This is a genomic window from Coprococcus sp. TM115-187 (assembly GCF_027679115.1).
Classification (GTDB): domain Bacteria; phylum Bacillota; class Clostridia; order Lachnospirales; family Lachnospiraceae; genus Allocoprococcus; species Allocoprococcus comes.
Genome location: NZ_JAQEKS010000029.1, coordinates 14,036 through 38,263, shown reverse-complemented (window position 1 = coordinate 38,263; position 24,228 = coordinate 14,036). Strand labels below are relative to the sequence as shown.

The following is a 24,228-nucleotide window of genomic DNA, read 5'->3' as shown; positions in this document are numbered from 1 at the left end:
GGAAGAATGGATGGAGTAAAGATTTAAATTTGTATGTGGTTTTGAAGGTACATGAAAAAAGTAAGGGAGCTGTAGACCGTTAGGGTTTGCAGTTTTTTTATTACATATATTACATAGGAAATTATTTACCTTTAAGGAAAAATGTGGTAATATGCTGAAAGAATGAGAGTAATTTAAGAGGCATGAGCAAATGGGTTTTTTAAATCAGCTATTAAAGTACAAAAATATATGTATTCAATGTCATAACAGTCCAGATGCAGATGCACTGGCTGCGGCATATGGGGTGTATACATATTTAAAACTACAGGATATCAATGTGTCAATTATTTACAGTGGAGATTATGAAATCCAAAAAAAAGATCTTTTGTACATGATTGATATCTGTGAGATTCCGGTAGAATACGTAAAAGAGTTACCAAAGACAGATCTTCTACTGCTGGTTGATGGGCAATATGGAAGAGGAAATGTATATCGTTTTGAAGCGGATAATATAGCAATGATTGATCATCATATGCCTTCCATGAAAAAAACAGAAAATGCTTTTATTGACTATTCTTATCAAAGCTGTTCTACAATTGTCTGGGAACTTTTGAAAGAAGAAGGATATGATGTAAAGGCGAATGAAAAGTTAAGTATTGCATTTTTATATGGATTGTATACAGATACTTCTTCCTATGTAGATTTGTACAAGAAGCATGATATTGCGATGCGCGATGAGTTAAGCAAAGATTATCCGGAACTGGAACGGTTAAAAAAATCATCCATGAGTCTGGAGGACCTTATGATTGCAGGAGAAGCTTTGTACCATGCATATTTTGATAAAGAGAAGCAATATCTTTTGATCAGTGCAATGCATTGTGAGCAATCAGTGCTTGGAATCATTGGTGATATGGCAATAAAGGTTGATGTTGCCAAAGTTAGCATTGCATATACGGATATTGACAGTGGATATCAGGTTTCAATAAGAAGCGCGGATCGGGAGTATCTTGCAAATGAAGTGGCAGAAAAGCTCTGCGATGGAATCGGAAGCGGTGGTGGCCATATAGATAAAGCCGGCGGTGTGATTTCAAGAGATTGTATCTGCGAAAGTTATGCAGGATGGGAAATTGCAGACATTATCAAAGAGAGAATGGAAAAAATCATGAAATAAAAAAAGAAACAGTGGTTTACAAAAAAGGAAGTAAACCGCTGTTTCTTTCTATAATGATGTTAGAATTCCCTGTTCTGATAGAATTTTATGGATAGAATCCAGGAAATTATATACAGTAATAAACCTATGAAAAAAAGAATCAAAATATAGTCACTTCGGAAAGGGAAATGTGCAAGTCCGAGAGGCAAATTTTTTATGACAGATTGCAACGAACCAAGCAATGCGAAAAATAAAATAAATCCAATATAATAAGCAAACCGACCTTTCTCAGCACCTAGTTTGAAGGTAAACGGAAACATAAAGGCAGGTGGCAGTAATCCGGTTATAAAGATAATTGTAAAAATAGTAAGAAGACCGGAAATATGAAAGTTGTGTCTTATAATCATGTTGATTGTTTGCACTACTTCAACAATGATGGCAGAAAGTGTAAGGGTACATACTGTTAAAATATATTTGGAGGATACAATTTCTTTCCGGCTACAGGGAAAGGTACAGGCATAGAGACTCCAATTTGATTTTTCATCGTAAGAAAGCAGGTTTACCGGGATAATACTGGAAATTGTAATAGGATATAATGCAAAAAACAGATTGTTATTCCATGCTCCGGCAAAGGAAAATACAATAATCAGAATAAAAAATAAACGACAATATTTTATCATCAGATAAAGATCTTTACGAAGTAATCCTTTCATATTCAGTGAACCCCCTTTATCATAAAAATAAACAAATCTTCTATACTGATCGGATGTACCTTAAATCCTTTCGGAATCTGATCTCGAAGAACTACTGCTTCTACATTGTAAGAAGAGTATTTGACTCCGATGACCGCAGATTGATCGAGTTCCTGAAGCTGTTCCTTTGTACATTGAATGATACCGTATTTTTCCAGAAGCCGGTCTTTTTCTTCGAAAAGAACAAGGTTACCTTTATGAAGAAAGGCAACATAATCACAAATTTTCTCCAGATCACTTACAATATGGGAAGAAATTAAAATTGCATGAGATTCATCTCTGGTAAAATCATTGAAAATATCAAGGATTTCATCGCGCATTACAGGATCAAGACCGCTTGTTGCTTCATCAAGGATCAGAAGTTTAGGATGATGAGAGAGAGCAACTGCAATTCCAAGTTTCATCTTCATTCCTTTTGAAAACTTACCAAATTCTTTTTTATTTGGAAGGTTAAATTTTTGGAGATATTGGTCGTATAGAGAAGGATCCCAGTTGTGGAAAATATCCTTCATAATGCGTCCAATCTGTAAAGGAGTCAGGCATTCCTGAAAACCAACTTCATCTAATACAACGCCAATTTCTTCTTTCAAGATAGTAGTAGCAGAAGTGCAGTCTCTTCCCAAAATTCGAATCGAACCGCTGTCTTTTTTTATGATATCCAGAATTAGTTTAATGGTGGTAGTTTTTCCGGCACCATTTTCACCGATGAGTCCTAAGATACATCCACTGGGAAGAGTGAGATTTAGATGATTCAGGGAAAATCCAGGATAGTTCTTATTCAAATCGTTTATTTCTAAAGCATTTGTTTCAAATGTGGTCATAAGCTATTCCTCCATCATGAAATGAAGCATCTCAGTAAGTTCCTGTTCGCTTAGATTACAGGAAGCTGCAAGATGTACTATTTTTTCCATGTAGTCTTCAATTTTTTTCAGATTTGTTTCACGCAAAAGATCCGTATTAAGTGGAGCAACGAAACAGCCCTTTGCTGCAATCGTGTAAATAAAACCTTCTTTTTCCAGTTCATCGTAAGCCCGCTTGGTTGTTACGACACTGATTCGTAGATCTTTGGCAAGGCTTCGAATGGAAGGAAGAGCTTCGTCAGATGGCAATGTTCCACTTATAATTTGCGATTTGAGTTGTGTAAAAATCTGTTCATAGATGGGTGCACCACTTTTGTTATCTATGAATATATTCACGTTTTCACCTCGCTTAAAATGTTATAACTGTATATATACAGTATATACAGTTAGCGAAGGTGTGTCAAGAGAAACAATCCTGCTTGTATAGAAATTTGATTCATGGTATGATAATTTTTATAGATTAAACGGAATTACCAGTCGAATAATATCTGGAGAAATCAATGTATGAAGAGTAGGAGAATAAATATAATGATTTCTCTGATTAAAGTTATGGTAGTGGGAGGAAGGAAAAATGCAGACTTTTGCGAATACAGGAATAAAAACGGAAGTTATAGACGAAATTATTTCATTTGCAAAAAAACATGATATACATTGTGTAGCAGTCATGGAAGATGATGAAAGAAATATTGGAGATACATGGATTTGCAGAAGGAGCAACAGATTCTCCGAAAATGATTCTCAAAACAGCATATAAAGCAGGTATGATAAAGGATGAAGAACTATGGTTATCTGCATTACAAGAAAGAAATAATGTAATACATTCTTATAACCGAAAGATTGCAATGGGGATTATTACGCAGGCAAAACAGAAGTTTTATAAAATGTTCTGTGAATTAAAAGAAGAAATTGACAGGAATTGGATATAGTAGTCAGGAGCATAAAATGAATACAAATGAAATCAAGATCCGTCCGGCAACCGAAGCGGACGCAGCAGAAATTTTAAGTATCTATGCACCATATATAACGGACACAGCAATTACATTTGAATATGATGTTCCGACACTGGAAGAGTTTACCGGACGGATTCGTCACACACTGAAAAAATATCCGTATCTGGTGGCAGTAAGAGACAGCGAGATTATCGGTTATGCATATGCAGGAGCTTTTTATGGACGGGCTGCATATGACTGGTCGGCAGAAACTACGATTTATGTAAAGAAGGGTTGCAGGCACGGTGGTGTTGGAAAACTGCTTTATCAGGCACTTGAAACTGCACTGAAAGCACAGAATATCATCAATCTATATGCATGCATTGGATATCCGGAAGAAGACGATGAATATCTGACAAAGAACAGCAAGCAGTTCCATGAACATCTGGGATACCGTTTGATCGGAGAATTCCGGAAGTGTGGTTATAAATTTGGGCGTTGGTACCATATGGTCTGGATGGAGAAGATGATAGGAGAACATCCGGAGAAACCGGAGCAGGTAAAGAGATTTTCAGAAATATAGTGATGGAAATTAAAAAACGGGAGAATGCTGTTTGAAAATGCATTCTCCCGTTTCTCAATATTGTTATGAGAGCATCTCTTCGATCTTTGCCTGCATTTCAGCGACGGTATGCTTTCGTGACCGGGCACATTCCTGTGCCTGACAGCCGCAGATCAAACATTTGCGGTAGACGCCGCGGGAGAGTTTTTCTCCGTCTGTTCCAATCACATCCATATCAAAAAGACGTCCGAAGGGATGGGTTTCTTCGATTTCTGTTGTTAGTTCTTTAATTCTATCTGCCGGATAGTCGACTGTAAGAATAATTTCATTTCCAGTCTTCTCATCAAACTCAGTTTGGGTAAGAATCGGAATGTTCTCTTTTTGTAATACAGCAAAAAGTGCTTCCTTTCCGGAAAGGAATGCTTTTTTGATCTGTTCATTCGTCTTTATAGGTCCCGGAATATTCATGCAGAATGAAATCACTGGGCAATGATATCTTTGAATATATTCATTTTGTATATTAACGCGGCGCTCGCGGCAGGCGAGCATGTCGGTTAATACTACTTCCTGTCCTTTCATAGCAGATCCTCCTAATAATGAATAACATTTTCTTGTTGTCTGATCCGTTCGATTACAGGAATTGCTTCCGGACTTTTGAAATAATCCAGTGTGGTTTGCGGTACCAGCTTCGAAAGGGTATCATAGTCACCATTTTGCAGGGCAAGACGTACATTGGAAGCGCTGATCGGTGTATCCTCACAGGTCTTTCTTGGGACAACGATACATTCGATGCCCTGTTCCGGTAATTTTTCAGACATGATCCGGTTATAGATTCCGGTAACCAGGCTAGTAGGCTCTTCCCCTACGTAACGGCGAGTGATACTGAGCACCTTTGCAATCTGCGTAAATACCGTCAGGTCCAGCATGGCGTGGCTTTCAATCACTGCATTCTCATCTTTCTGGAAATAGCTTGGAAAAGTAGCATTGCTGATAATATATGGACCACTGTCGTGATAACAGATGTTTTTCAAGTGTGCTGTTCCTTTCATGACGAGTTGTTTTCTGATCTTGAATGGAACCAGGCTGGCATCTTCACTGACAATGAAGAGATGAAGCAGATCATTTTCAGCAGCCGCTTTTTCTACAAGATACTGGTGTCCGAGGGTAAACGGGTTGGCGTTCATGACGAGAGCAGCAATCTTTCTGGTGGGAGTCTCAGCAGACAATCCTTCTGGAAGTGCATCTTTTGCAAAAGTACGCAGATAATTCTGAAATCCGGTTTTTTGGTTTTCCATGAAGACAATCTGTCCATCGATCCGGGAAATTTCATAGAATCCAAGATCACCGAAGAACTTGGCAGAATTACATTTGGTGTAAAGAAAAAGGTGTGTATTCCCTCTTGAAAACTGAAATTCAATCAGATGAGAGACGATGGAATTCATCAGTCCTTCTCCCTGATGTTCATGGCTTACGGCAAAACATCGTAAGGTGTTGCCAAAACAGCTTCCTGTTGCGATAATGTGCATCTCATCGTCATACATGCCGCAGGTGTAATCCAGGTTAGCATCTCTGCGGATCCCTTCTGAGATAAGGAGCGCGTCCACTTCATCGTTGGCTCGCTTGTCGGAAGGATAGATTTGAGAAATATAATAATCTGACATAGATAAATTCCTTTCTGCACAATAGCTCAAAATATTTGATGAAATTATTTTAACATGTGTATAGAAAATGTAAAGAGGAGCATGGATTCAAGAAAGAAATCAGGCATTATTCTTAAAAAAATACAAATTGGATTTATGTCATATTGACATGATTACAATATGAATTATGTAATTTACTAATAACCAGGATAACCCTATAATATAGTCGGATAAAAAATAATCGTATGATTTATAGTAAAGGAAGGATAGATATGGCAACCATTTTTCCAAGAGAAGAAAAAGCCGAGATGTTATTTGACAAGATTCTTGCAAACCCGGAGGCATGCAGGCGACTGAAAAGAACTTTTTATGATGCCATTGATTCCGGAGATGAGTTTGTGACAGAGAATCTTCCCGCAAAGCAGTTCACCGCTGCATTATTCGATGCATATGAAAATAAAGATCTGACTGCATTTCTCATGGCTGTGTGCCAAAACAGTATGTTCGATCTTTTAAGAAATGCTTTTCTGATACCGTTTAAATTTAATGCGGATGGACAGACAAATCCTAATTTTTTGACAGATGAAGAGGGAAAGCTTCTGGAAAATCTTCCGATTCATGTAAAGGAAAAAGAATATGAAAAATTTCGAAAAGTTTATCAGAAGCGTGATAAAGTAAAAATGTATCTGGCACATGGATATAAGAAAAGGCATTGTTATGATTCAGAAACAATGGAAACACAGGAATATAAGATGGGAGAGCATGACGGAGTACTTCTGATCTATGAACTTCCGGATACCGTAAAAGAAAAAAAGACGGAGGCTGAAGCTTATGCAGCTGTGTGGGATATTATGATGGAACTTCAAAAGGAACTGCCAAATTCTGTGGTATATTACGGACAGGATTTCTTGCAGGAAGAAGGAAAAAGATTTGATGAAATGGGGGTTTTCCTTCCGCTGGAACACTTTTCTGACAGACTGGAAAGGCATATAGAAAAAGCGGATCAAATTGTATATGGTAAATAAAAAGATGCATCTGGTTGAAAAAAGATCAGATGCATCTTTTTATTTAAAATTCTTTTTTACGTGCAATAACGGAATGTCTTGTCCGTCAGAATTCTTGCAAAGATAAGTCCAAGAGGCAAGGCAAGAATGATAAGTATTGCAGCTGCAAACCAGGATGCAGAGGTTTGCAGAGACATCACTCCAAGATTATAGATTGCCCGGTAAAGATAAAGTCCCGGTACCATGATGACAATAGAAGGTACAGTCAGAGAAATTCTCGGGTAACCGATTTTGCTTTTTAATACAGAAGCCAGAATTCCGGCAGTCAGGGCACCGATAAAAGCTGCGGCTGCAGGAGGCAGGGAGGCCAAGTCTACCAGTTCAAGACGGAGTGTATTGGCAATTGCTCCAATGATACCGGCTGTGGCAGAGAGTTCTTTAGGACTGTTGAACATAACAGAAAAGCCGAACACCCCGCAGAAGCTGGCGAGAAGCCGGAATAGTATATGTTGCCAGAGTGTGAGAGAAAGAGGTGGGAAATCACTTGGCTTTAAATGAAGGATAAGTGCCATGATCCAGGCGGTCAAGGTTGCGACAAGAATGATGATCATTGCGTAAGCAAGTCGTTCCAGGCCGGATCGCATATCCAGTTTTGCAAGGTCGATTCCGCTGGTGATAAATGGAAAACCGGGAATGATGAAAAGCATAGAGCATATATATCCAGCTTCATGAGCAAGAGAAATGCCGAACAACAGTTCAGTTGCTTTTAAAAGTGTAGCATAGATAAGGCAGGCAGCAGCAACAGAGGCAGTAATGCCTAAGAATAATGTGAAATGATGCTTAGTCAGTTTACATCTTACAAAGTTGCCGATACCGGCACCGAAAAAAGCAAGAAGCATTTCTACCGGTCCGCCACCAAGGAGAAAGGTAAATGCCCCACAGGCAAATGCTGCGGCAAATCCGAGTGCAACTGGAGAGTAAAGACCATGGATCCGTTCAATCTCATCCAGATAAGAATGAATCTGTTCACCGGAAAGATATTTTTCCTTTGTTGGGAAATCGTTGATGAAGTTTTCCAGTCGGTTCAATTTCGAAGTATTAACACCGGTATTGGTCAGACACAGCGACTGTGAAAAACAGTTTTCACCGTCAAAACAGGTGTATTCAATGGACATCAGGCCGATGTCGGCGGTACAGGTGATTCCCAGTTCTCTGGAAAGGGTATTCATGGAGCTTCGAACACGCCATGCTCCGGTTCCACAGGAAAGAAGCATCATGCCACATCTACCGACAACGGAGGCTTTTTCAATTAGCCCGGCCTTTGTGATAGGAATGGTATCTTCTTTATTCAGTGCATAATCATGCCATAGAATGTCCATATGATTTTTTTCTATTATGCCTTGCTGCATAAATTTCACTTCCTTTTGTTATACCAATAATATATGAACGATATATTAAATATGTATTATTGATATTGAATTATCATAATAAAGTATAATCATCGAAATGCAAAAGTCAATAGAAGAGTTGAGAAATCCTGAAAAAGGATACGGATATGCCAATGTGGATTTAAAAACATGACCGAGGCAATGTGCATAAAATGAGAAACCATTTTTTGTCTAATGTGTATAAGAAAAAGTATGTAGAAAATACCGGCAGTTTTTAAAGTAATAAATGCTAATAAAAAATGCTAATAAGCAAGAAAGCCTGTTTTTCTTGACACTCATTATGTTAGGTGTTACGGTTATTGAGAGTTAAGAAAACTCCGTTTATTTATTAAGAAAATGAATCAATGAGGTGTAAGAATATGCAGGAATTAAAACCGATCAAAGAAGGTAAAGTACGTGAGATTTATGACAATGGCGACAGCCTGATCATGGTTGCAACAGACCGTATCAGCTGCTTTGACGTAATTCTTAACAATGAAGTGACTAAGAAAGGTACTGTTCTGACACAGATGTCAAAATTCTGGTTTGATATGACAGAAGATATTCTTCCGAACCATATGATTTCTGTAGATACAAAAGAGATGCCGGAATTCTTCCAACAGGAGAAATATGAAGGAAAATCCATGATGTGTAAAAAGCTCAACATGCTTCCGATCGAATGTATCGTTCGTGGTTATATCACAGGAAGCGGCTGGAAGAGTTATCAGGAAAATGGCACAGTATGTGGAATTAAACTTCCGGAAGGATTAAAAGAATCTGACAAACTGCCAGAACCGATTTACACACCATCTACAAAAGCTGAGATCGGTGATCATGATGAAAATATCTCTTATGAACAGAGTGTAGATCACCTGGAAAAATATTTTCCGGGAAGAGGAAAAGAATTAGCTGAAAAGCTTCGTGATAACACCATTGCTCTTTACAAAAAATGTGCAGAATATGCACTCAGCAAAGGAATTATCATTGCAGATACCAAATTTGAATTTGGTCTTGATGAAGAAGGCAATATGGTGATCGGTGATGAGATGCTGACACCGGACAGTTCAAGATTCTGGCCGGCGGACGGATATGAACCGGGACACGGACAGCCGTCATTTGACAAGCAGTTCGCACGTGACTGGCTCACAGCCAATCCGGATAATAACTGGACACTTCCACAGGAGATCGTGGATAAGACAATCGAAAAATACCTGCAGGCATATGAGATGCTCACAGGCGAAAAACTTGCATAATTATATCACATGCCATGAGAATAAAATATGATGAAAGGACCGACGGTTTTGAACTGCCGGTCCTTTCGTGCGTACATGTGATAGATAGTGTAAGGGGATAGTCTCAAATTAGCCTCAGGTTAGTCTCATTTTGCGGTGAGATTTTGAGACTGACTTGAGATTTAATAAAATTAAAGACGAAAAAAGAGTGTGTTTAAAAAGTCATAGTATCTTGTTGGAATGATGGTATACCTAATTTAATTTCCGGAATTCCAGTGGAGTGACCCCGGTAATCTTGCGAAATACTGCAATAAAATGGCTGGAGTCCGTAAAGCCTGTCTGGCGTGCGATTTCCTGTACCTCACTTCGCGGAGAAGAAAGAAGCAGTTCCCGGGCTTTGGCAATCCGGTAACCGGTCAGATATTCATAAGCAGAGCATCCGAGAAAGCGGCGGAACAGGCGGGAAAGATATTGTGGTGTAACATAGACCATCCGGCTGAGTTCCTGAATCGTAAGCGGAGAATCATAATTTATTTCCATTTCATGAAGAACAGGAACCAGATATTGCTGATACAAAGGATCTGTGGCAGCCTGAACAGCAGTTCCTCCGGCGAGGAGCAGGAGGAGCTGATAACAGGACGAGGACAGTGACAGAGGATCCAGAGGAGGATTCTGATACTGTGTGACAACCTTTCTTATAACCGATGAAATGGGAATTCCCTGTTCGCCGGATATGAGGAGAACAGGCTGGTTCCCGGTAATATCCCCGATTGAGCTTTCTAAGGATCCGGTAAAGGTTGCAAAGCATGTTTTCCAGGCTGGAGAGTCATGGACACTTTGATAGGAGTGCCGGATCGAGGGAGCGATGAGGATCCCTTCATTTTCTTTTAGCAGATATTCTTTTTCTTGTACTTTTACGCTTCCCTCTCCGGTTTCCGTCTGGAGGTAATGATAAAAAGGATAGCCCCGTGGGCGGTTTACAGCCTCCTGAATACGGTCATTTCCAACAGAATCAAAGGCAAACGGTTCAGATGAGGGCAGATTTCTAAAAAAAATTGGCATAATATCACCTGTTTCAAAATGTTATATTATTAGTTTATCATGTTATACAAAGATCTGTCTACTTTTAGTATAATCAAAAGGAAACATACGAAAAGAATCATGACAGAACATGTGATAGACAGAAACAAAAGGAGATATTATGAAACGACCATTTAAGAGAATTTTGTATGGTGGAGATTATAACCCGAATCAATGGGGAAAAGAGATCTGGAAAGAAGATATGCGCATTTTCAAAGATGCCTGTATCAACAGTGCAACGATCAATGTATTTTCCTGGGCAAAGATCCAGCCGTCAGAGGAAACTTATAATTTTACAGAGCTGGATGAGATCATCGATATGCTGAGCCGCGAGAACTATGATATCGTGCTTGCAACTTCAACAGGTGCGCTTCCGGCATGGATGGTAAAACGTTATCCGGAAGTAGCAAGAACGGATTATGAAGGAAGACATCACAAATTCGGGCAGAGACACAATGCCTGCCCGAATTCTCCGGTGTTTCAGAAGTTTGCATCCCGTCTTGCAGGCAAACTTGCTGAGCGTTACGGGGACAATCCGCATGTGACCTGCTGGCATATCAGTAATGAATACGGTGGAGAATGCTATTGTGAAAACTGTGAAAAAGCGTTCCGCGTATGGCTTCGTGAGAAGTATCAGACACTGGATGAACTGAATAAAGCATGGAATACGGAATTCTGGGGACATACGATTTATGATTGGGATGAAGTGGTGCTTCCTAATGCGTTAGGTGATGGAATTGAAGATGCAGCAGAACCGCACATGACGGCATTTGCAGGAAATTCCGTTGATTATTGCAGGTTCAATTCTGATGGAATGCTGAATAACTTCAAGATGGAAAAAGAAGCGATCCGCAAATATGACAAAGAGACACCGATCACAACCAATATGATGGGAACCTTTAAGGGACTGGATTATTTCAAATGGGCGAAAGAAATGGATGTGATTTCCTGGGACAATTATCCGGCATATGATACGCCATGGAGCCTGGTTGCCATGCGACATGATCTGATGCGTGGGCTTAAGGATGAGCCATTTATGCTGATGGAGCAGACACCAAGCCAGCAGAACTGGCAGCCATATAACTCCCTCAAGCGTCCGGGACAGATGCGCGCCCAGAGTTATCAGACCATGGCACATGGAGCAGATACGATCCAGTTCTTCCAGCTTCGTCGAAGTGTAGGCGGATGCGAAAAATTCCATGGAGCAGTCATTGCCCATGCAGGAACAGAAAATACAAGAGTATTCCGCGAGGTAAAGCAGCTTGGTGAAGAACTTGAACAGCTGAGCGATATCATACCAGGATCTGCAAATGAGGCACAGGTTGGTGTGATCTTTGACTGGGATAACTACTGGGCTCTGGAATATACAAGCGGTCCGTCCGTTGACCTCAAATATGTAGAGCAGATTCATCATTATTATCGTTATTTCTATGATAAAAATATTGGTGTCAGCATGATTCCGGTAGATGCAGATTTTTCCAAATATAAGATGATCGTTGCACCGGTGCTTTATATGGTGAAACCGGGAATGAAAGAAGCATTGGAAGAATATGTGAGAAATGGTGGAATTCTCGTGACAACTTACATGAGTGGTATTGTCGGAGAGTCAGACAATGTATATCTGGGCGGATATCCGGGACCGTTAAAGGAGATGGCCGGTATCTGGGTAGAAGAAATCGATGCCCTTGCACCGGAACAGTATAATGTGGTGACTTTCAAAGATGGAAGCCAGAGCAAATGTAAGATCGTATGCGATCTGATGCATCTGGAAGGTGCGGAGTCACTTGGAGAATATGCGGAAGATTTCTATGCTGGTATGCCTGCGGCAACCCGAAATACCTATGGAAATGGAAAGCTGTATTATATTGGAAGCTGTATGGAAGATGCAGGTACTGATAAAGTGCTTGCGATGGCAGCGGGGGATGCCGGGGTAAATCCGGTTGCAGGAAAAGGAAACGGTCTGGAGATCGTAAAACGTAACGGAGAAGGAAAGAGTTTCTATTTTGTGATGAACTTCAAGGATGAAGAACTGGAAATTCCGGAAGAATTTACAGGAAAGAAAGATCTTTTAAGTGGAAATGCAGTAGAAAAGGGAGAAAAGCTTCCTAAGTTTGGTGTGAAGATTGTAGTAGAATAAAAAAATTAAAAGAAACATAAAAGGAAACAGGAATTTCAGGCAGATGTAAAAGCAGAGCTGCCTGGGATTTCTGTTTCTTTTTATTTAACAGGAAAAGTGCCAGCAGAGCTGCTGTGCAGATTGTACGAAAATAAAAACATAGTTTTCCTATGAATTTATTTATTTGTAAACCGTACCGTACTTACACTGGATCCGAACAAACAGGGAATAGAGACTTACTATCAGTCACTTAAGGATTTTGGATTCTTTGAGGATGACGAAGAGGTAGAATATGAAAAGAGATGATTTTTCATACGACAGATAAATGTCATAAGAAAAATCATCTCCTTTTTTATTCTTCGATTACCTGAATTTCCAGAAAATCAAAATCAATGGAATCCACAAAACTGTCCTGGTAGAATCTTGCTTTGGAATGCCGCTTGAATTCGTTGATATTCACATCCAGCCAGATCGGTTTGCTGAGATCAAATTCATAGCAGATCTCATCCAGAGCATTGAAAATCTTGTGGGTTCTTGTATCGTCACTGTCATCACAGATGGTGGTATCTCTGATCATATGATTGTCTTTAAATTCTTTTCCCCATAAGCGGAACATGGTAAAATCCTCCTTATAATAAATATGAAAAATGCCGGTCAGGCGAAGAATGTTTTTGTATCAAGTGATTTTCAGTATAGCGGATTTAGGGGAGAAAGTAAAGGAGACAGATTTTATTCTATGATTCTCTGATATGATGTGCTATATTGATACTAAAGTTTATGAAAGAAAGAGAATCATTCTCAATAACATGGAATAGGATAGAGAAAAAAGACAGGGAATCAGAAAAATGTCTGGAATAAAACGAGAAACTATAATCCGGGTTATACTGGGAATCTGTATGATATTTGTATCGATTGGTATGATATATGGTAAGTCCAAAGCCGGGAACGCAGATGAAAAAGGCAGAACCTATATAGAAGAATCAGAAAAAACTGCAAAGCAGAAGAACACAGAGAAAAGCAGGAAAGACAGCACGGAATCAACAAAGGCAGACAGCACAATTAAAGCCCAGATGGCAGAAGCGCAGCAGCTATCAGACACCGAAACAAAAGCCATTGCCGAGGCAGAAGCGGTAGAAGCATCCATCCAGCCGGGACAGTATCCGGTGATGGGGATCAGCAGTATCCGCGCATGGCAGCTGGTGAACTATTTTAAGTCGCACGGAAATACCTACCCGGCAGAAGTTCTGGCGCAGGGAGGCGCCCCTGATATCGAGACATTTGCGCAGATGTATTATGAAGAAGCCACGGCAGAAGGCGTTCGTCCCGAGGTTGCATTTGCACAGGCGATGAAAGAGACAGGCTGGCTACAGTACGGCGGGGATATGCAGATCACCCAGTATAATTTTGCCGGGATCGGGACGACGGGAGGAGGCGTACCGGGAAATTCCTATCCGGATGTCAGAACTGGGATCCGGGCACAGATCCAGCATCTGAAAGCTTATGCGACAGACGAAGCTCTTTCCGGGGAATGTGTAGATGACCGGTACTCTTATGTGACAAAGGGGAGTGCACCGTATGTGGAATGGCTGGGGCAGAAAGAGAACCCGGAAGGGTATGGCTGGGCAACGGGTGAACGTTATGGATACGACATTGTAGAAATGATTCATGCAATGCGAAAATAAAAGAAAGAAAAGAGGTACATTATGAAAAAACTTTTAGTGGTAGTGGACATGCAAAATGATTTTGTGGATGGAAGTCTGGGAACAAAGGAAGCGCAGGATATCGTAAGTGGTGTGGTTGAAAAAGTGCAGGATGCAAGAGAAGAAGAGACAGATATTATTTTTACAAGAGATACCCATCAGGCAGATTATTTGCAGACCCAGGAAGGGAAAAAGCTTCCGATAGAACATTGTATACAGGGTACACATGGATGGGAGATTATTGATGCATTAAAGCCGTATGTATTAAAGAAGATTGACAAGCCAACGTTTGGAAGTACGGAGCTGGCGGAGATTGTAAAAAAGATGAGATATACAGACATTGAACTTGTCGGACTTTGTACAGATATCTGTGTGGTGTCGAATGCGTTACTGTTAAAGGTGGTACTTCCGGAAGCAAGGATCCAGGTGGATGCATCCTGCTGCGCAGGTGTGACACCGGCGACTCATCAGGCGGCATTAGAAACCATGAAAATGTGTCAGATTGAGATTATCTAATTTATTAAAATACTATGAAGCTTGCCCGGGCTGTATAGATTTCAAAGAGAAAAAATGGTATACTGATTTTACTTTCGGGACGAAAAAGGGAGATAGATTCCGGAGGGAAGTATACATAAAAAGGGGAGATTACATGCAGTCAGCAATGAAGTATTACGATGACGTAGACAGCTGGAAGACCGTCATGTTTCTTTACAATTCCGCATTGAAAGAAGTAGGGACGAAGCTGGAGATACTGAACGATGAATTTCAACATGTACACAGATATAATCCGATCGAGCATATCAAGACCAGGATCAAATCCGCAGAAAGTATTGTGAAAAAGCTGAAGCGGTACGGATATGAGACAAGTATTGAGAACATGGTACGCTATGTCAATGATATCGCAGGAGTCCGTCTGATCTGTTCGTTTACATCCGATATTTACCGGCTTGCGGAGATGATCGGGAATCAGAGCGACTTAAAGGTTCTGTCGATCAAAGACTATATCAAGAATCCGAAGGAAAGTGGATACAAGAGCTACCACATGCTGGTGTCCGTTCCGATCTTTCTGTCGGACAGTGTGGTGGATACGAAGGTCGAGATCCAGATCAGGACAATTGCGATGGATTTCTGGGCGAGTCTGGAGCATAAGATTTATTACAAGTTTGAAGGACAGGCACCGGAGTATATCAGCCGGGAACTAAAGGAATGTGCGGATATGGTATCGGCACTGGATGACAAGATGCTGTCACTGAATGAAGCAATTCTGGAATGTCTGAAAGAAGGCGGTGAGAAGCCGGTTCCGGAGAAAACAGAAGAAGTGGATGCGGAGATCATTGAGAATCCTATGATCCGATAAAGAAACACAAGAAAGTAATTATAAGAAAGCAGGAGCAGTCAATTGATTGTTGAGGAGTATACTCAACGTTAACTGACTGCTCCTGCTTTTTTGACCCCGAACAGAAAAAAATCATATTTAACAAAAACTTTACACAGCCAGGATTTCAGATTTTACAACCATTTTATATGATAGAGACCGTGAAGAAAAGAAAAAACAAAAACACATAAAACGGAGGATTTTTAGTATTATGAAATTCAGAAAATTAATGGCAGTAGCGCTTGTAGCAGCAATGGCAGCAACGATGGCAGTTGGATGCGGAGGATCATCATCTGACAAGAGCGCAGAGGGCGGAAGTGATTTTGATACATCAAATGATATCACAATCGTATCCCGTGAAGATGGATCCGGTACAAGAGGAGCTTTCATTGAGCTGTTCGGAATAGAAGAAAAACAGTCAGACGGAACGAAAGTAGATATGACAACAACAGATGCGCAGATTACAAATAATACATCGGTAATGCTTACAACTGTAGCAGGTGACGAATATGCAATCGGTTATGTATCACTCGGATCTTTAAATGACAGCGTAAAGGCTCTGAAGATTGACGGAGCAGAAGCCACAGCAGACAATATCGAAAATGGTTCTTACAAAGTGTCAAGACCTTTCAATATTGCAGTGAAGAAAGATCTTGATAATGAAGTTGCAAAAGATTTTATGGCATATATTATGAGTACAGAAGGACAGGAAATCGTATCAAATGAAAAATACATTCCGGTATCGGATGTAGAAGCTTATGCAGGATCAAAACCATCCGGAAAATGTGTAGTAGGTGGATCTTCTTCTGTATCACCGCTGATGGAAAAACTGATTGAAGCATATAAGAAAGTAAATCCAAATGCAGACATTGAGCTTCAGACTTCAGATTCTACAACAGGTATGACATCTACGATCGAAGGAAGCTATGACATCGGTATGGCATCCAGAGAACTGAAAGATGACGAAGCTTCAGAACTGGAAGCAACAGTAATCGCAACAGATGGTATTGCAGTGATCGTAAATAAAGCTAACCCGGCAGATGAGCTTTCAGCAGATCAGGTAAAATCAATCTATGTTGGGGATGTCACAACATGGGATGAAGTTTCCAAATAAATAAAAGAGGAAATTAAAGAATGAAATCAAAAGCATGGGCTGAAAAAGTCATGCAGGGAGTGTTCTTCATTGCCGCCTGCACTTCGGTGCTGGCGGTAGCTCTTATTTGCATCTTCTTGTTTGCAAATGGAATCCCTGCAATCAGACAGATAGGATTTGTAAAATTTATAACCGGTGATATCTGGCGTCCGGGAAATGAACTTTTCGGTATCTTCCCGATGATTATCGGAAGTATCTATGTAACAGCTGGAGCAATCGTATTTGGAGTCCCGATTGGAATTCTGACTTCGGTATTTATGGCTATGTATTGCCCGAAGAAAATTTACAGGCCGTTAAAAGCGGCAACAGAACTGCTTGCTGGAATTCCGTCAGTTGTATATGGCTTCTTTGGTATGGTGATCGTTGTTCCGATCATCCGGGACTTTGGAAGAACTTTAAAAATGATGGGACTGGTTCAGAAATCCGGCGATGGAAAAGGAATTCTGACTACATCGATCGTACTTGGAATGATGATCCTTCCAACGATCATCGGAACGACAGAAAGTGCAATGCGTGCAGTACCACCACAGTACTATGAAGGCTCGCTGGCACTTGGCGCAACCCAGGAAAGAAGTATTTTCAAAGTTGTGATTCCGGCGGCAAAGTCCGGTGTGATCACAGGAATCGTACTTGGAATCGGACGTGCGATCGGTGAGACCATGGCAGTTATTATGATCGCAGGAAACCAGCCTAGACTGGTCAATAATATTCTGCTAGGTGTCCGTACTCTGACTGGTAATATTGTAATTGAGATGGGATATGCGACCGGACTTCACAGGGAAGCGCTGATTGCCACAGGAGTTGTACTTTTTGTATTTATCCTGATCATCAATTTTAGTGTTGCGCTGCTTAAGAGGAGGGGTGAACATGAGTAATCAGATGAAAAAACCTGTTGGAGTCAACCGGGGAAATTTTGCAGATAAGGTAAAGAGCTATTTAAGACATCCGGGGTCCATGATTTTGATGCTTCTGGTAATGATTGCAGCATTTATCACATTTGCACTGCTTTTGTTCCTGATCTTTTATATTCTGGTAAATGGAATTCCGTATATCAAGCCGTCTCTGTTCTCGTTACATTATACATCAGAGAATGCATCTGTTATACCGGCGCTGATCAATACGGTCGTTATGACACTGCTTTCTCTTCTGATTGCAGTACCATTCGGAATCTTTTCCGCAATCTTCCTCGTAGAATATGCAGGAAAAGGCAATAAATTTATCGAAGTGATCCGCCTGACGACGGAGACTCTTTCGGGCATTCCGTCTATCGTATATGGTCTGTTTGGTATGCTGTTCTTTGTGAATACGCTGAAATGGGGATTTTCCGTTCTGGCAGGTGCATTTACTTTATCGATCATGATTCTTCCGCTGATCATGCGCCAGACAGAAGAAGCACTTAAAGCAGTTCCGGATTCTTACAGAGAAGGAAGCTTTGGACTTGGAGCCGGAAAGCTCCGTACTGTATTCCGTATCGTGCTTCCATCGGCAGTTCCTGGAATCCTTGCGGGTGTGATCCTTGCCATTGGACGTATCGTAGGAGAGACGGCAGCACTGATTTATACAGCAGGAACGGTTGCACAGGTGCCAAAGAATGTACTTGGTTCCGGTCGGACACTGGCAATTCATATGTATATGCTGTCAAGCGAAGGGCTGTATATGAACCAGGCGTATGCGACAGCTGTTATTTTGCTTGTACTGGTTGTTGCGATCAACACCCTTTCCGGTGTGGTTGCGAAGAAACTGACGAAAGCATAGAGAGGAAAAGAAAATGTCAAAGATAAGTGTAAAAAATCTTGATTTATATTATGGCGATTTCAAGGCACTGAAAAACATTAACCTTGAGATCGAGCCAAATAAGATCACCGCGTTTATCGGACCGAGTGGTTGTGGTAAATCCACACTTCTCAAGTCGATCAACCGTATGAATGATCTGGTAGAAGGATGCCGGATTGACGGCGAAATCCTTCTGGATGGACAGAATATTTTTAAAGGAATGGACGTAAATGTCCTGAGAAAAAGAGTCGGAATGGTATTCCAGAAACCAAATCCATTCCCGATGAGCATTTATGATAATATTGCTTACGGACCGAGAACGCATGGAATCCGTTCAAAGGCAAAACTGGATGATATTGTAGAAAAATCACTGCGTAATGCAGCTATCTGGGACGAGTGTAAGGACCGTCTGAAAAAGAGTGCACTTGGCATGTCCGGTGGACAGCAGCAGAGACTTTGCATTGCACGTGCACTTGCAGTAGAACCGGAAGTACTTCTGATGGATGAACCGACTTCCGCACTGGATCCGATCTCAACATCCAAGATAGAAGACCTTGCGATGGAACTGAAAAAAGATTATACTATCGTTATGGTAACACATAATATGCAGCAGGCAGTCCGAGTGTCGGACAATACCGCATTTTTCCTTCTTGGAGAAGTTGTAGAATATAATGATACTGAAAAATTATTCTCGATTCCGTCCGATAAGAGGACAGAAGATTATATTACAGGGAGGTTTGGTTAAATGCGGAACAGATTTGACAGACAGCTGGAAGAACTTAATGAGATGCTTATCCATATGGGAGAACTTTGCGAGACGGCAATTGAGGAAGCAACAGGAGCCCTGGAAGGGCATGATATTGCCAGAGCAAAGGCTGTCATTACAGCAGACAGCGAGATCGATCAGATGGAAAAAGAAATTGAAAATCTCTGCCTGAAGCTTTTACTTCAGCAGCAGCCGGTAGCACGGGATCTGCGAAGAATTTCGGCATCACTTAAGATGATCACGGATATGGAACGTATCGGAGATCAGACTGCGGATATCGCAGATATTGTGATTGCAACAAAATCAACAGAGGAAAAGAATCTGAAGGATATTAACCGGATGGCAGAGGCGACTGTAAAGATGGTAAGAGACAGTGTATCTGCCTATGTACAGAAAGATCTGGAGCTTGCAAGAAGAGTCATGGCAGCAGATGATGAGGTAGATGATCTTTTTGATCTGGTAAAAGGAGATCTGGTAAAATTTATTTCCGATCACAAAGGAAGTGCCGGAGATGAGGCAATCGACCTGATCATGATCGCGAAATATCTGGAGAGGATCGGAGATCATGCAACAAATATTGCAGAGTGGGTTGAATTTTCAATTACAGGTATTCATGCAGGCGGAACTGCAATCTAAAAGAAATTAAAGGAGAACGAGAATGATTTTTTGTGTGGAGGATGAAGCGAACATCCGGGAATTAGTAGTATATACACTTGAAACTACGGGATTTGAGGCCCGTGGATTTGAAGAAGGCACATCATTCTTTGAAGCTCTGGCAGAGAAACTGCCAGAGCTGATTTTGCTTGATATCATGCTCCCGGGAGAAGATGGAATGGAGATACTGAAGAAGCTGAAGACTTCCGGGAGAACCAAAGACATTCCGGTCATCATGGTTACGGCAAAGGGGGCAGAATACGACAAGGTCATGGGACTGGATGCGGGAGCAGATGATTATGTGACCAAACCATTTGGAATGATGGAACTGGTATCCAGAATCCGTGCAGTACTCAGACGGACATCGAAAAAAGAAGAGGATGATACCTATATGCTGGGTGAGATCCGCATGGACCGTAAAAAGCATGAAGTAACGGTAGCGGGAGAACCGGTAGCATTAACATTGAAAGAATATGAGCTATTGAGAAAACTTATGGAGAATCAGAATATTGTTCTGACAAGAGATAAATTACTGGAAGAGATCTGGGGATATGATTTTGACGGTGAGACCAGAACGGTAGATGTCCATGTAAGAACCCTGCGCCAGAAGCTGGGACAGGCAGGAGAATATATTGAGACTGTCCGGGGAGTTGGATACCGTATAGGAGAGATCGATGCGAAATAGAATCCAGAAAAGTATGATTTTTGTGGTTACGATGTCACTACTGATCTCGTATATTCTGGTTACTCTGGTTATTTACCGGCAGGCGCTGAATATCCGGCGCAGTGAACTGGTTCAGGAGGCAGAATATATCCGGGCGGCAATAGAAATATCCGGAGAAGAATATTTTGGCACCATGGATAAGGTCAGTAGGCGCACCAGGGTAACATGGATCGATAAAGACGGAAAAGTACTTTATGATACCGGAAATGATCAGGAAACGCTGGCAAACCACAAATCAAGAAAAGAATTCAAAGAGGCATTGGCAAATGGCAGTGGGCAGGATATCCGTATGTCAGACAGCAAAGGACAGGAGATGTACTATTATGCGTTGAAGATGGATGATAGCTCTGTCCTGCGTGTGTCAAGAGGCATGGATACGGTCTGGAATACAGCATTTATGATCTTACCGTATATGATTGCGATCGGGGTCATGATGGGGTGTGTTGCATGGTTTATGACAAGGCATCAGGTGAAAAGGCTGATTGCACCGATTAACAATTTGGATCTGGAAGAACCACTGGAAAATGATGTATATGAAGAGTTGCATCCACTGCTTGAAAGAATTGACAGGCAGAATAAAGAAAAAGCAGCAATTGAACAGATGAGGAGAGAATTCTCTGCAAATGTTTCCCATGAGCTGAAGACTCCTCTGACCTCGATTTCGGGATATGCAGAAATTATGATGAACGGTCTTGTAAAATCGGAAGATATGCAGGGATTCAGTGAACGGATCTATAAAGAGGCAAGCAGGATGATCACCCTGGTCGGTGATATTATCAAGCTGTCAAAACTGGATGAGGGCAGTGTGGAGCTTGAAAAAGAGAATGTGGATCTGTATCAGATGACAAGGGAGATCGTGAGCCGTCTGGCACTTCAGGCAGAAAAACACAGAATACAGGTTGAAGTGGTAGGAGAACATGTGGAATGTTTCGGAATCCGTCAGATCCTGGATGAGATGATCTACAACATCTGTGAAAATGCCATCAAATACAATAAAGAAAATGGAAAAGTAAATATCTGGGTTGGAAATACACTGAACGGGAAAAAGGTCATTGTCCAGGATACCGGAATCGGAATCCCAAAAGAGCATCAGGATCGTATTTTTGAGCGTTTTTACCGGGTGGATAAGAGCCATTCCAGAGAGACCGGCGGAACAGGTCTGGGTCTTTCAATTGTAAAGCATGGAGCACTTTTGCATAACGCAGAAATCCATGTGGAAAGTGAAGAAGGAAAAGGTACAAAAATGGAGCTTATTTTTCATTGTTAAAAAACTGTTTACAATTGGGAAATTAAAGGTATAATGTATAGAAAAAAGCTATGAAATATTATAGCTTTTTTCTATTTTATATCAAAAACAGAATCATGTATAATAAAGAGTAATATGACTAAAATTAAAAAATGGTTGAATTCGGTATGGAGGAGTGCCGGATACAATCTGTGTAGAGATTCACATGGAAAATGAGAGGCAACTATGGAAGAACAGAAGCAGAGTACGAGCAGCAATTATTTTAAAGGATTATCCAGAAGGGATTATATCCAGAAAGCACATGAGATCATTCAGCAAGAAGGGATTCAGGCAGTATCTATCCGCAGGATTGCTAAGGAGATGGGGTGCTCATCAGCAAGTCTGTACAGGTACTTTGATAATGTGTCTGAACTTTTATACTATGCAGAACTCAGAATTTTAACCGGTTACATAGACAGGCTGAATGAGGCTGAGAAATCCTGGAAGAATATGTGGCAGGTATATGTAGGTGTGTGGGATTGTTATGCAACGGAGGCATTTCATAATCCGGAAGCATATAATCTGTTATTTTTTGAGTATAACAATGTAAAACTCAAAGAAGCAATGCGGGAATATTATGAAATGTTTCCGGAAGATATTGTAAATGTTAACCGCTTTTTCTACAATATGCTTCAGACACCAAGCTTTCTGGCACGTGATTTTGAGATGTGCAAGCGGTGTATCAATGTTGGTGGTATTACATATGACAATGCAGTAAAATTAAACCGGATGGTGTGTATGCTCTTTGAAGGCTATTTCAAAGATGTATATGAAAACGGGATAGAGGAAGAGCAGATTCCGGAACGTGTAAAACTGATGGTAGATGATGTAGATACGATCGTTATGGCTCTTGCCAACAATCTGAAAGGCTATAAAGGATACCGTAAATAAGGAAAAAACGCCGGTTTTTGGTTATTTTTAAATACAATCCTTGTTAAAAATTTAATTAAATTGCAATCCAAAAAAAACGTGGTAAAGTATATGTGAAAGTATCGAACACACGAAATAAGGAGGCAATTTAATGGACAATATGAAAGGCTTCGGCATGATGATTCAAGAGCTGAAGAAAAATCCAAAAACGATCGTTTTTACAGAAGGAACAGATGAGAGAATTCTTGAGGCAGCTTCCCGTCTTTTAGCAGGAAGCTTCCTTACACCAATTCTTGTTGGAAATAAAGAAGCAGTATTAGAAGCAGCTGAAAAGTATGGATATAACATCCGTGGCGGAGAGATCATTGATCCGGATGATTATGAGAGATTTGACGAGATGGTAGAACTGTTCTGCGAACTTCGTAAGAGCAAAGGTGTTACACCGGAGCAGGCAGCAAAGACACTTAAGAGAAACAACTATTTTGGAACCATGCTGGTTAAGATGGGAGTTGCAGACGCACTTCTTGGAGGAGCTACTTACTCTACAGCAGATACCGTACGTCCGGCACTTCAGCTGATCAAGACCAAACCGGGATCAAGCTGTGTATCTTCCTGCTTCATTTTGGTTCGTCCGTCAGCTACAGGTGAGAACGAAGTTCTTGCTATGGGTGACTGCGCGATTAATCTCAAACCATCAGAGGATCAGCTTGCAGAAATCGCATGGGAAGTTGCAGAATGTGGTAAACACTTTGGTATCGATCCAAAGGTTGCATTCTTAAGCTACTCTACACTTGGATCTGGAAAGGGTGAAGATGTAGATAAGATGCGTAATGCAGCAGCAAAAGCAAAAGAACTGTATCCTTCACTTCCGATCGAAGGAGAGCTTCAGTTTGATGCAGCTGTATCTCCGCGTGTTGCAAGAACAAAATGCCCGAACAGTGAAGTAGCAGGTCAGGCAAATACATTTATCTTCCCGGATATCAACGCAGGTAACATCGGATATAAGATCGCACAGAGACTTGGTAACTTTGATGCATACGGACCGATCCTTCTTGGTCTTAATGCACCGATCAACGACCTGTCCCGTGGATGCAATGCAGAAGAAGTTTATTCTATGGCAATCATCACAGCAGCACTCGTAGAAGACTAAGAGTATTGACAAATATTCAGACGAAAATTATAATATAACAAACAAGG

General features: G+C 40.9%; 26 protein-coding genes. 18 read left to right on the top strand and 8 right to left on the bottom strand.

The window, feature by feature from the left end:
- Positions 1-190: 190 nt before the first annotated feature.
- Positions 191-1,150 carry a DHH family phosphoesterase gene (locus tag PGW42_RS14080; RefSeq protein WP_055262065.1) on the top strand — a complete coding sequence of 320 codons (960 nt, stop codon included), beginning with the start codon at positions 191-193 and terminating at the stop codon, positions 1,148-1,150.
- A 59-nt stretch (positions 1,151-1,209) separates the two neighbouring features.
- On the opposite strand, the gene PGW42_RS14075 is transcribed toward PGW42_RS14080, so the two are convergent.
- Genes PGW42_RS14075 through PGW42_RS14065 form a run of 3 tightly spaced genes read right to left on the bottom strand, consistent with a single transcriptional unit; the run spans position 1,210 to position 3,077 of the window.
- Positions 1,210-1,842, bottom strand: a complete 633-nt coding sequence (locus PGW42_RS14075; RefSeq protein WP_117824669.1) for an ABC-2 transporter permease — start codon at positions 1,840-1,842, stop codon at positions 1,210-1,212.
- Between the two features lie 2 nt (positions 1,843-1,844).
- Positions 1,845-2,702, bottom strand: coding sequence for an ABC transporter ATP-binding protein (locus tag PGW42_RS14070; RefSeq protein ID WP_117824668.1), 858 nt, complete (start codon positions 2,700-2,702; stop codon positions 1,845-1,847).
- A 3-nt stretch (positions 2,703-2,705) separates the two neighbouring features.
- Entirely contained in the window at positions 2,706-3,077 is a 372-nt protein-coding gene (locus PGW42_RS14065; RefSeq protein ID WP_008368544.1) for a GntR family transcriptional regulator, read from the bottom strand.
- A gap of 335 nt (positions 3,078-3,412) precedes the next feature.
- Between PGW42_RS14065 and PGW42_RS14060 the strand changes: the two genes are divergently transcribed.
- Entirely contained in the window at positions 3,413-3,667 is a 255-nt protein-coding gene (locus PGW42_RS14060) for an HI0074 family nucleotidyltransferase substrate-binding subunit (protein ID WP_330412103.1), read from the top strand.
- A 16-nt stretch (positions 3,668-3,683) separates the two neighbouring features.
- Positions 3,684-4,253 (top strand): GNAT family N-acetyltransferase, encoded by a 570-nt coding sequence (locus PGW42_RS14055; protein ID WP_117559152.1) that lies wholly within the window; start codon positions 3,684-3,686, stop codon positions 4,251-4,253.
- 63 nt (positions 4,254-4,316) lie between these two features.
- Here PGW42_RS14055 and citX read toward each other — a convergent pair whose 3' ends face one another.
- A complete protein-coding gene (gene citX, locus PGW42_RS14050) occupies positions 4,317-4,811 on the bottom strand; it encodes a citrate lyase holo-[acyl-carrier protein] synthase (RefSeq protein ID WP_117559150.1) in 495 nt (164 codons plus the stop codon).
- Between the two features lie 11 nt (positions 4,812-4,822).
- A complete protein-coding gene (gene citC, locus PGW42_RS14045) occupies positions 4,823-5,893 on the bottom strand; it encodes a [citrate (pro-3S)-lyase] ligase (protein ID WP_270203823.1) in 1,071 nt (356 codons plus the stop codon).
- Positions 5,894-6,144: 251 nt separating this feature from the next.
- On the opposite strand from citC, the gene PGW42_RS14040 reads away from it, so the two are divergent.
- Positions 6,145-6,897 carry a DUF4866 domain-containing protein gene (locus tag PGW42_RS14040; protein ID WP_118219527.1) on the top strand — a complete coding sequence of 251 codons (753 nt, stop codon included), beginning with the start codon at positions 6,145-6,147 and terminating at the stop codon, positions 6,895-6,897.
- A gap of 56 nt (positions 6,898-6,953) precedes the next feature.
- Here PGW42_RS14040 and PGW42_RS14035 read toward each other — a convergent pair whose 3' ends face one another.
- Positions 6,954-8,285, bottom strand: a complete 1,332-nt coding sequence (locus PGW42_RS14035) for a threonine/serine ThrE exporter family protein (protein ID WP_117824663.1) — start codon at positions 8,283-8,285, stop codon at positions 6,954-6,956.
- 398 nt (positions 8,286-8,683) lie between these two features.
- Between PGW42_RS14035 and PGW42_RS14030 the strand changes: the two genes are divergently transcribed.
- Complete coding sequence (locus PGW42_RS14030; protein WP_117559144.1) at positions 8,684-9,556, top strand: phosphoribosylaminoimidazolesuccinocarboxamide synthase; 873 nt, start codon at positions 8,684-8,686, stop codon at positions 9,554-9,556.
- Positions 9,557-9,787: 231 nt separating this feature from the next.
- Here the strand turns inward: PGW42_RS14030 and PGW42_RS14025 are convergent, their stop codons facing one another.
- On the bottom strand, positions 9,788-10,597 hold the full coding sequence (locus PGW42_RS14025; protein WP_270203822.1) for an AraC family transcriptional regulator: 810 nt from the start codon (positions 10,595-10,597) through the stop codon (positions 9,788-9,790).
- Positions 10,598-10,736: 139 nt separating this feature from the next.
- Between PGW42_RS14025 and PGW42_RS14020 the strand changes: the two genes are divergently transcribed.
- Complete coding sequence (locus tag PGW42_RS14020; protein WP_270203821.1) at positions 10,737-12,752, top strand: beta-galactosidase; 2,016 nt, start codon at positions 10,737-10,739, stop codon at positions 12,750-12,752.
- A gap of 331 nt (positions 12,753-13,083) precedes the next feature.
- Here PGW42_RS14020 and PGW42_RS14015 read toward each other — a convergent pair whose 3' ends face one another.
- Positions 13,084-13,347, bottom strand: a complete 264-nt coding sequence (locus tag PGW42_RS14015) for a hypothetical protein (RefSeq protein ID WP_117559140.1) — start codon at positions 13,345-13,347, stop codon at positions 13,084-13,086.
- 229 nt (positions 13,348-13,576) lie between these two features.
- Here PGW42_RS14015 and PGW42_RS14010 point away from each other — a divergent pair, with 229 nt between their 5' ends.
- The 12 genes from PGW42_RS14010 (at position 13,577) to pta (ending at position 24,181) form a co-directional block, all read left to right on the top strand.
- Positions 13,577-14,413, top strand: a complete 837-nt coding sequence (locus tag PGW42_RS14010; protein ID WP_270203820.1) for a glucosaminidase domain-containing protein — start codon at positions 13,577-13,579, stop codon at positions 14,411-14,413.
- Positions 14,414-14,434: 21 nt separating this feature from the next.
- Complete coding sequence (locus tag PGW42_RS14005) at positions 14,435-14,947, top strand: cysteine hydrolase family protein (RefSeq protein ID WP_270203819.1); 513 nt, start codon at positions 14,435-14,437, stop codon at positions 14,945-14,947.
- Between the two features lie 133 nt (positions 14,948-15,080).
- Complete coding sequence (locus PGW42_RS14000; RefSeq protein WP_022220501.1) at positions 15,081-15,788, top strand: GTP pyrophosphokinase; 708 nt, start codon at positions 15,081-15,083, stop codon at positions 15,786-15,788.
- Positions 15,789-16,017: 229 nt separating this feature from the next.
- On the top strand, positions 16,018-16,920 hold the full coding sequence (locus PGW42_RS13995) for a substrate-binding domain-containing protein (RefSeq protein ID WP_270203818.1): 903 nt from the start codon (positions 16,018-16,020) through the stop codon (positions 16,918-16,920).
- Between the two features lie 20 nt (positions 16,921-16,940).
- A complete protein-coding gene (pstC, locus tag PGW42_RS13990) occupies positions 16,941-17,834 on the top strand; it encodes a phosphate ABC transporter permease subunit PstC (RefSeq protein ID WP_270203817.1) in 894 nt (297 codons plus the stop codon).
- A 4-nt stretch (positions 17,835-17,838) separates the two neighbouring features.
- Complete coding sequence (gene pstA, locus PGW42_RS13985) at positions 17,839-18,714, top strand: phosphate ABC transporter permease PstA (RefSeq protein ID WP_442872438.1); 876 nt, start codon at positions 17,839-17,841, stop codon at positions 18,712-18,714.
- A gap of 13 nt (positions 18,715-18,727) precedes the next feature.
- Positions 18,728-19,477 (top strand): phosphate ABC transporter ATP-binding protein PstB, encoded by a 750-nt coding sequence (gene pstB, locus PGW42_RS13980; RefSeq protein WP_055158199.1) that lies wholly within the window; start codon positions 18,728-18,730, stop codon positions 19,475-19,477.
- Entirely contained in the window at positions 19,478-20,134 is a 657-nt protein-coding gene (phoU, locus tag PGW42_RS13975; RefSeq protein WP_117559135.1) for a phosphate signaling complex protein PhoU, read from the top strand.
- Between the two features lie 22 nt (positions 20,135-20,156).
- Positions 20,157-20,837 (top strand): winged helix-turn-helix domain-containing protein, encoded by a 681-nt coding sequence (locus PGW42_RS13970; protein ID WP_117559133.1) that lies wholly within the window; start codon positions 20,157-20,159, stop codon positions 20,835-20,837.
- Positions 20,827-22,143, top strand: coding sequence for a sensor histidine kinase (locus PGW42_RS13965; RefSeq protein ID WP_270203815.1), 1,317 nt, complete (start codon positions 20,827-20,829; stop codon positions 22,141-22,143). The genes PGW42_RS13970 and PGW42_RS13965 overlap by 11 nt, the downstream gene beginning before the upstream one ends.
- 204 nt (positions 22,144-22,347) lie before the next feature.
- A complete protein-coding gene (locus PGW42_RS13960; RefSeq protein WP_008368506.1) occupies positions 22,348-23,052 on the top strand; it encodes a TetR/AcrR family transcriptional regulator in 705 nt (234 codons plus the stop codon).
- A 139-nt stretch (positions 23,053-23,191) separates the two neighbouring features.
- Positions 23,192-24,181, top strand: a complete 990-nt coding sequence (gene pta, locus PGW42_RS13955; RefSeq protein ID WP_195255955.1) for a phosphate acetyltransferase — start codon at positions 23,192-23,194, stop codon at positions 24,179-24,181.
- Positions 24,182-24,228: the final 47 nt, after the last annotated feature.

Coding starts and splice junctions, on each gene's coding strand:
- PGW42_RS14080 (WP_055262065.1), top strand. CDS start 191: ATGGGTTTTTTAAATCAGCTATTAAAGTACAAAAATATATGTATTCAA.
- PGW42_RS14075 (WP_117824669.1), bottom strand. CDS start 1,842: ATGAAAGGATTACTTCGTAAAGATCTTTATCTGATGATAAAATATTGT.
- PGW42_RS14070 (WP_117824668.1), bottom strand. CDS start 2,702: ATGACCACATTTGAAACAAATGCTTTAGAAATAAACGATTTGAATAAG.
- PGW42_RS14060 (WP_330412103.1), top strand. CDS start 3,413: ATGATGAAAGAAATATTGGAGATACATGGATTTGCAGAAGGAGCAACA.
- PGW42_RS14055 (WP_117559152.1), top strand. CDS start 3,684: ATGAATACAAATGAAATCAAGATCCGTCCGGCAACCGAAGCGGACGCA.
- citX (WP_117559150.1), bottom strand. CDS start 4,811: ATGAAAGGACAGGAAGTAGTATTAACCGACATGCTCGCCTGCCGCGAG.
- citC (WP_270203823.1), bottom strand. CDS start 5,893: ATGTCAGATTATTATATTTCTCAAATCTATCCTTCCGACAAGCGAGCC.
- PGW42_RS14040 (WP_118219527.1), top strand. CDS start 6,145: ATGGCAACCATTTTTCCAAGAGAAGAAAAAGCCGAGATGTTATTTGAC.
- PGW42_RS14035 (WP_117824663.1), bottom strand. CDS start 8,285: ATGCAGCAAGGCATAATAGAAAAAAATCATATGGACATTCTATGGCAT.
- PGW42_RS14030 (WP_117559144.1), top strand. CDS start 8,684: ATGCAGGAATTAAAACCGATCAAAGAAGGTAAAGTACGTGAGATTTAT.
- PGW42_RS14025 (WP_270203822.1), bottom strand. CDS start 10,597: ATGCCAATTTTTTTTAGAAATCTGCCCTCATCTGAACCGTTTGCCTTT.
- PGW42_RS14020 (WP_270203821.1), top strand. CDS start 10,737: ATGAAACGACCATTTAAGAGAATTTTGTATGGTGGAGATTATAACCCG.
- PGW42_RS14015 (WP_117559140.1), bottom strand. CDS start 13,347: ATGTTCCGCTTATGGGGAAAAGAATTTAAAGACAATCATATGATCAGA.
- PGW42_RS14010 (WP_270203820.1), top strand. CDS start 13,577: ATGTCTGGAATAAAACGAGAAACTATAATCCGGGTTATACTGGGAATC.
- PGW42_RS14005 (WP_270203819.1), top strand. CDS start 14,435: ATGAAAAAACTTTTAGTGGTAGTGGACATGCAAAATGATTTTGTGGAT.
- PGW42_RS14000 (WP_022220501.1), top strand. CDS start 15,081: ATGCAGTCAGCAATGAAGTATTACGATGACGTAGACAGCTGGAAGACC.
- PGW42_RS13995 (WP_270203818.1), top strand. CDS start 16,018: ATGAAATTCAGAAAATTAATGGCAGTAGCGCTTGTAGCAGCAATGGCA.
- pstC (WP_270203817.1), top strand. CDS start 16,941: ATGAAATCAAAAGCATGGGCTGAAAAAGTCATGCAGGGAGTGTTCTTC.
- pstA (WP_442872438.1), top strand. CDS start 17,839: ATGAAAAAACCTGTTGGAGTCAACCGGGGAAATTTTGCAGATAAGGTA.
- pstB (WP_055158199.1), top strand. CDS start 18,728: ATGTCAAAGATAAGTGTAAAAAATCTTGATTTATATTATGGCGATTTC.
- phoU (WP_117559135.1), top strand. CDS start 19,478: ATGCGGAACAGATTTGACAGACAGCTGGAAGAACTTAATGAGATGCTT.
- PGW42_RS13970 (WP_117559133.1), top strand. CDS start 20,157: ATGATTTTTTGTGTGGAGGATGAAGCGAACATCCGGGAATTAGTAGTA.
- PGW42_RS13965 (WP_270203815.1), top strand. CDS start 20,827: ATGCGAAATAGAATCCAGAAAAGTATGATTTTTGTGGTTACGATGTCA.
- PGW42_RS13960 (WP_008368506.1), top strand. CDS start 22,348: ATGGAAGAACAGAAGCAGAGTACGAGCAGCAATTATTTTAAAGGATTA.
- pta (WP_195255955.1), top strand. CDS start 23,192: ATGAAAGGCTTCGGCATGATGATTCAAGAGCTGAAGAAAAATCCAAAA.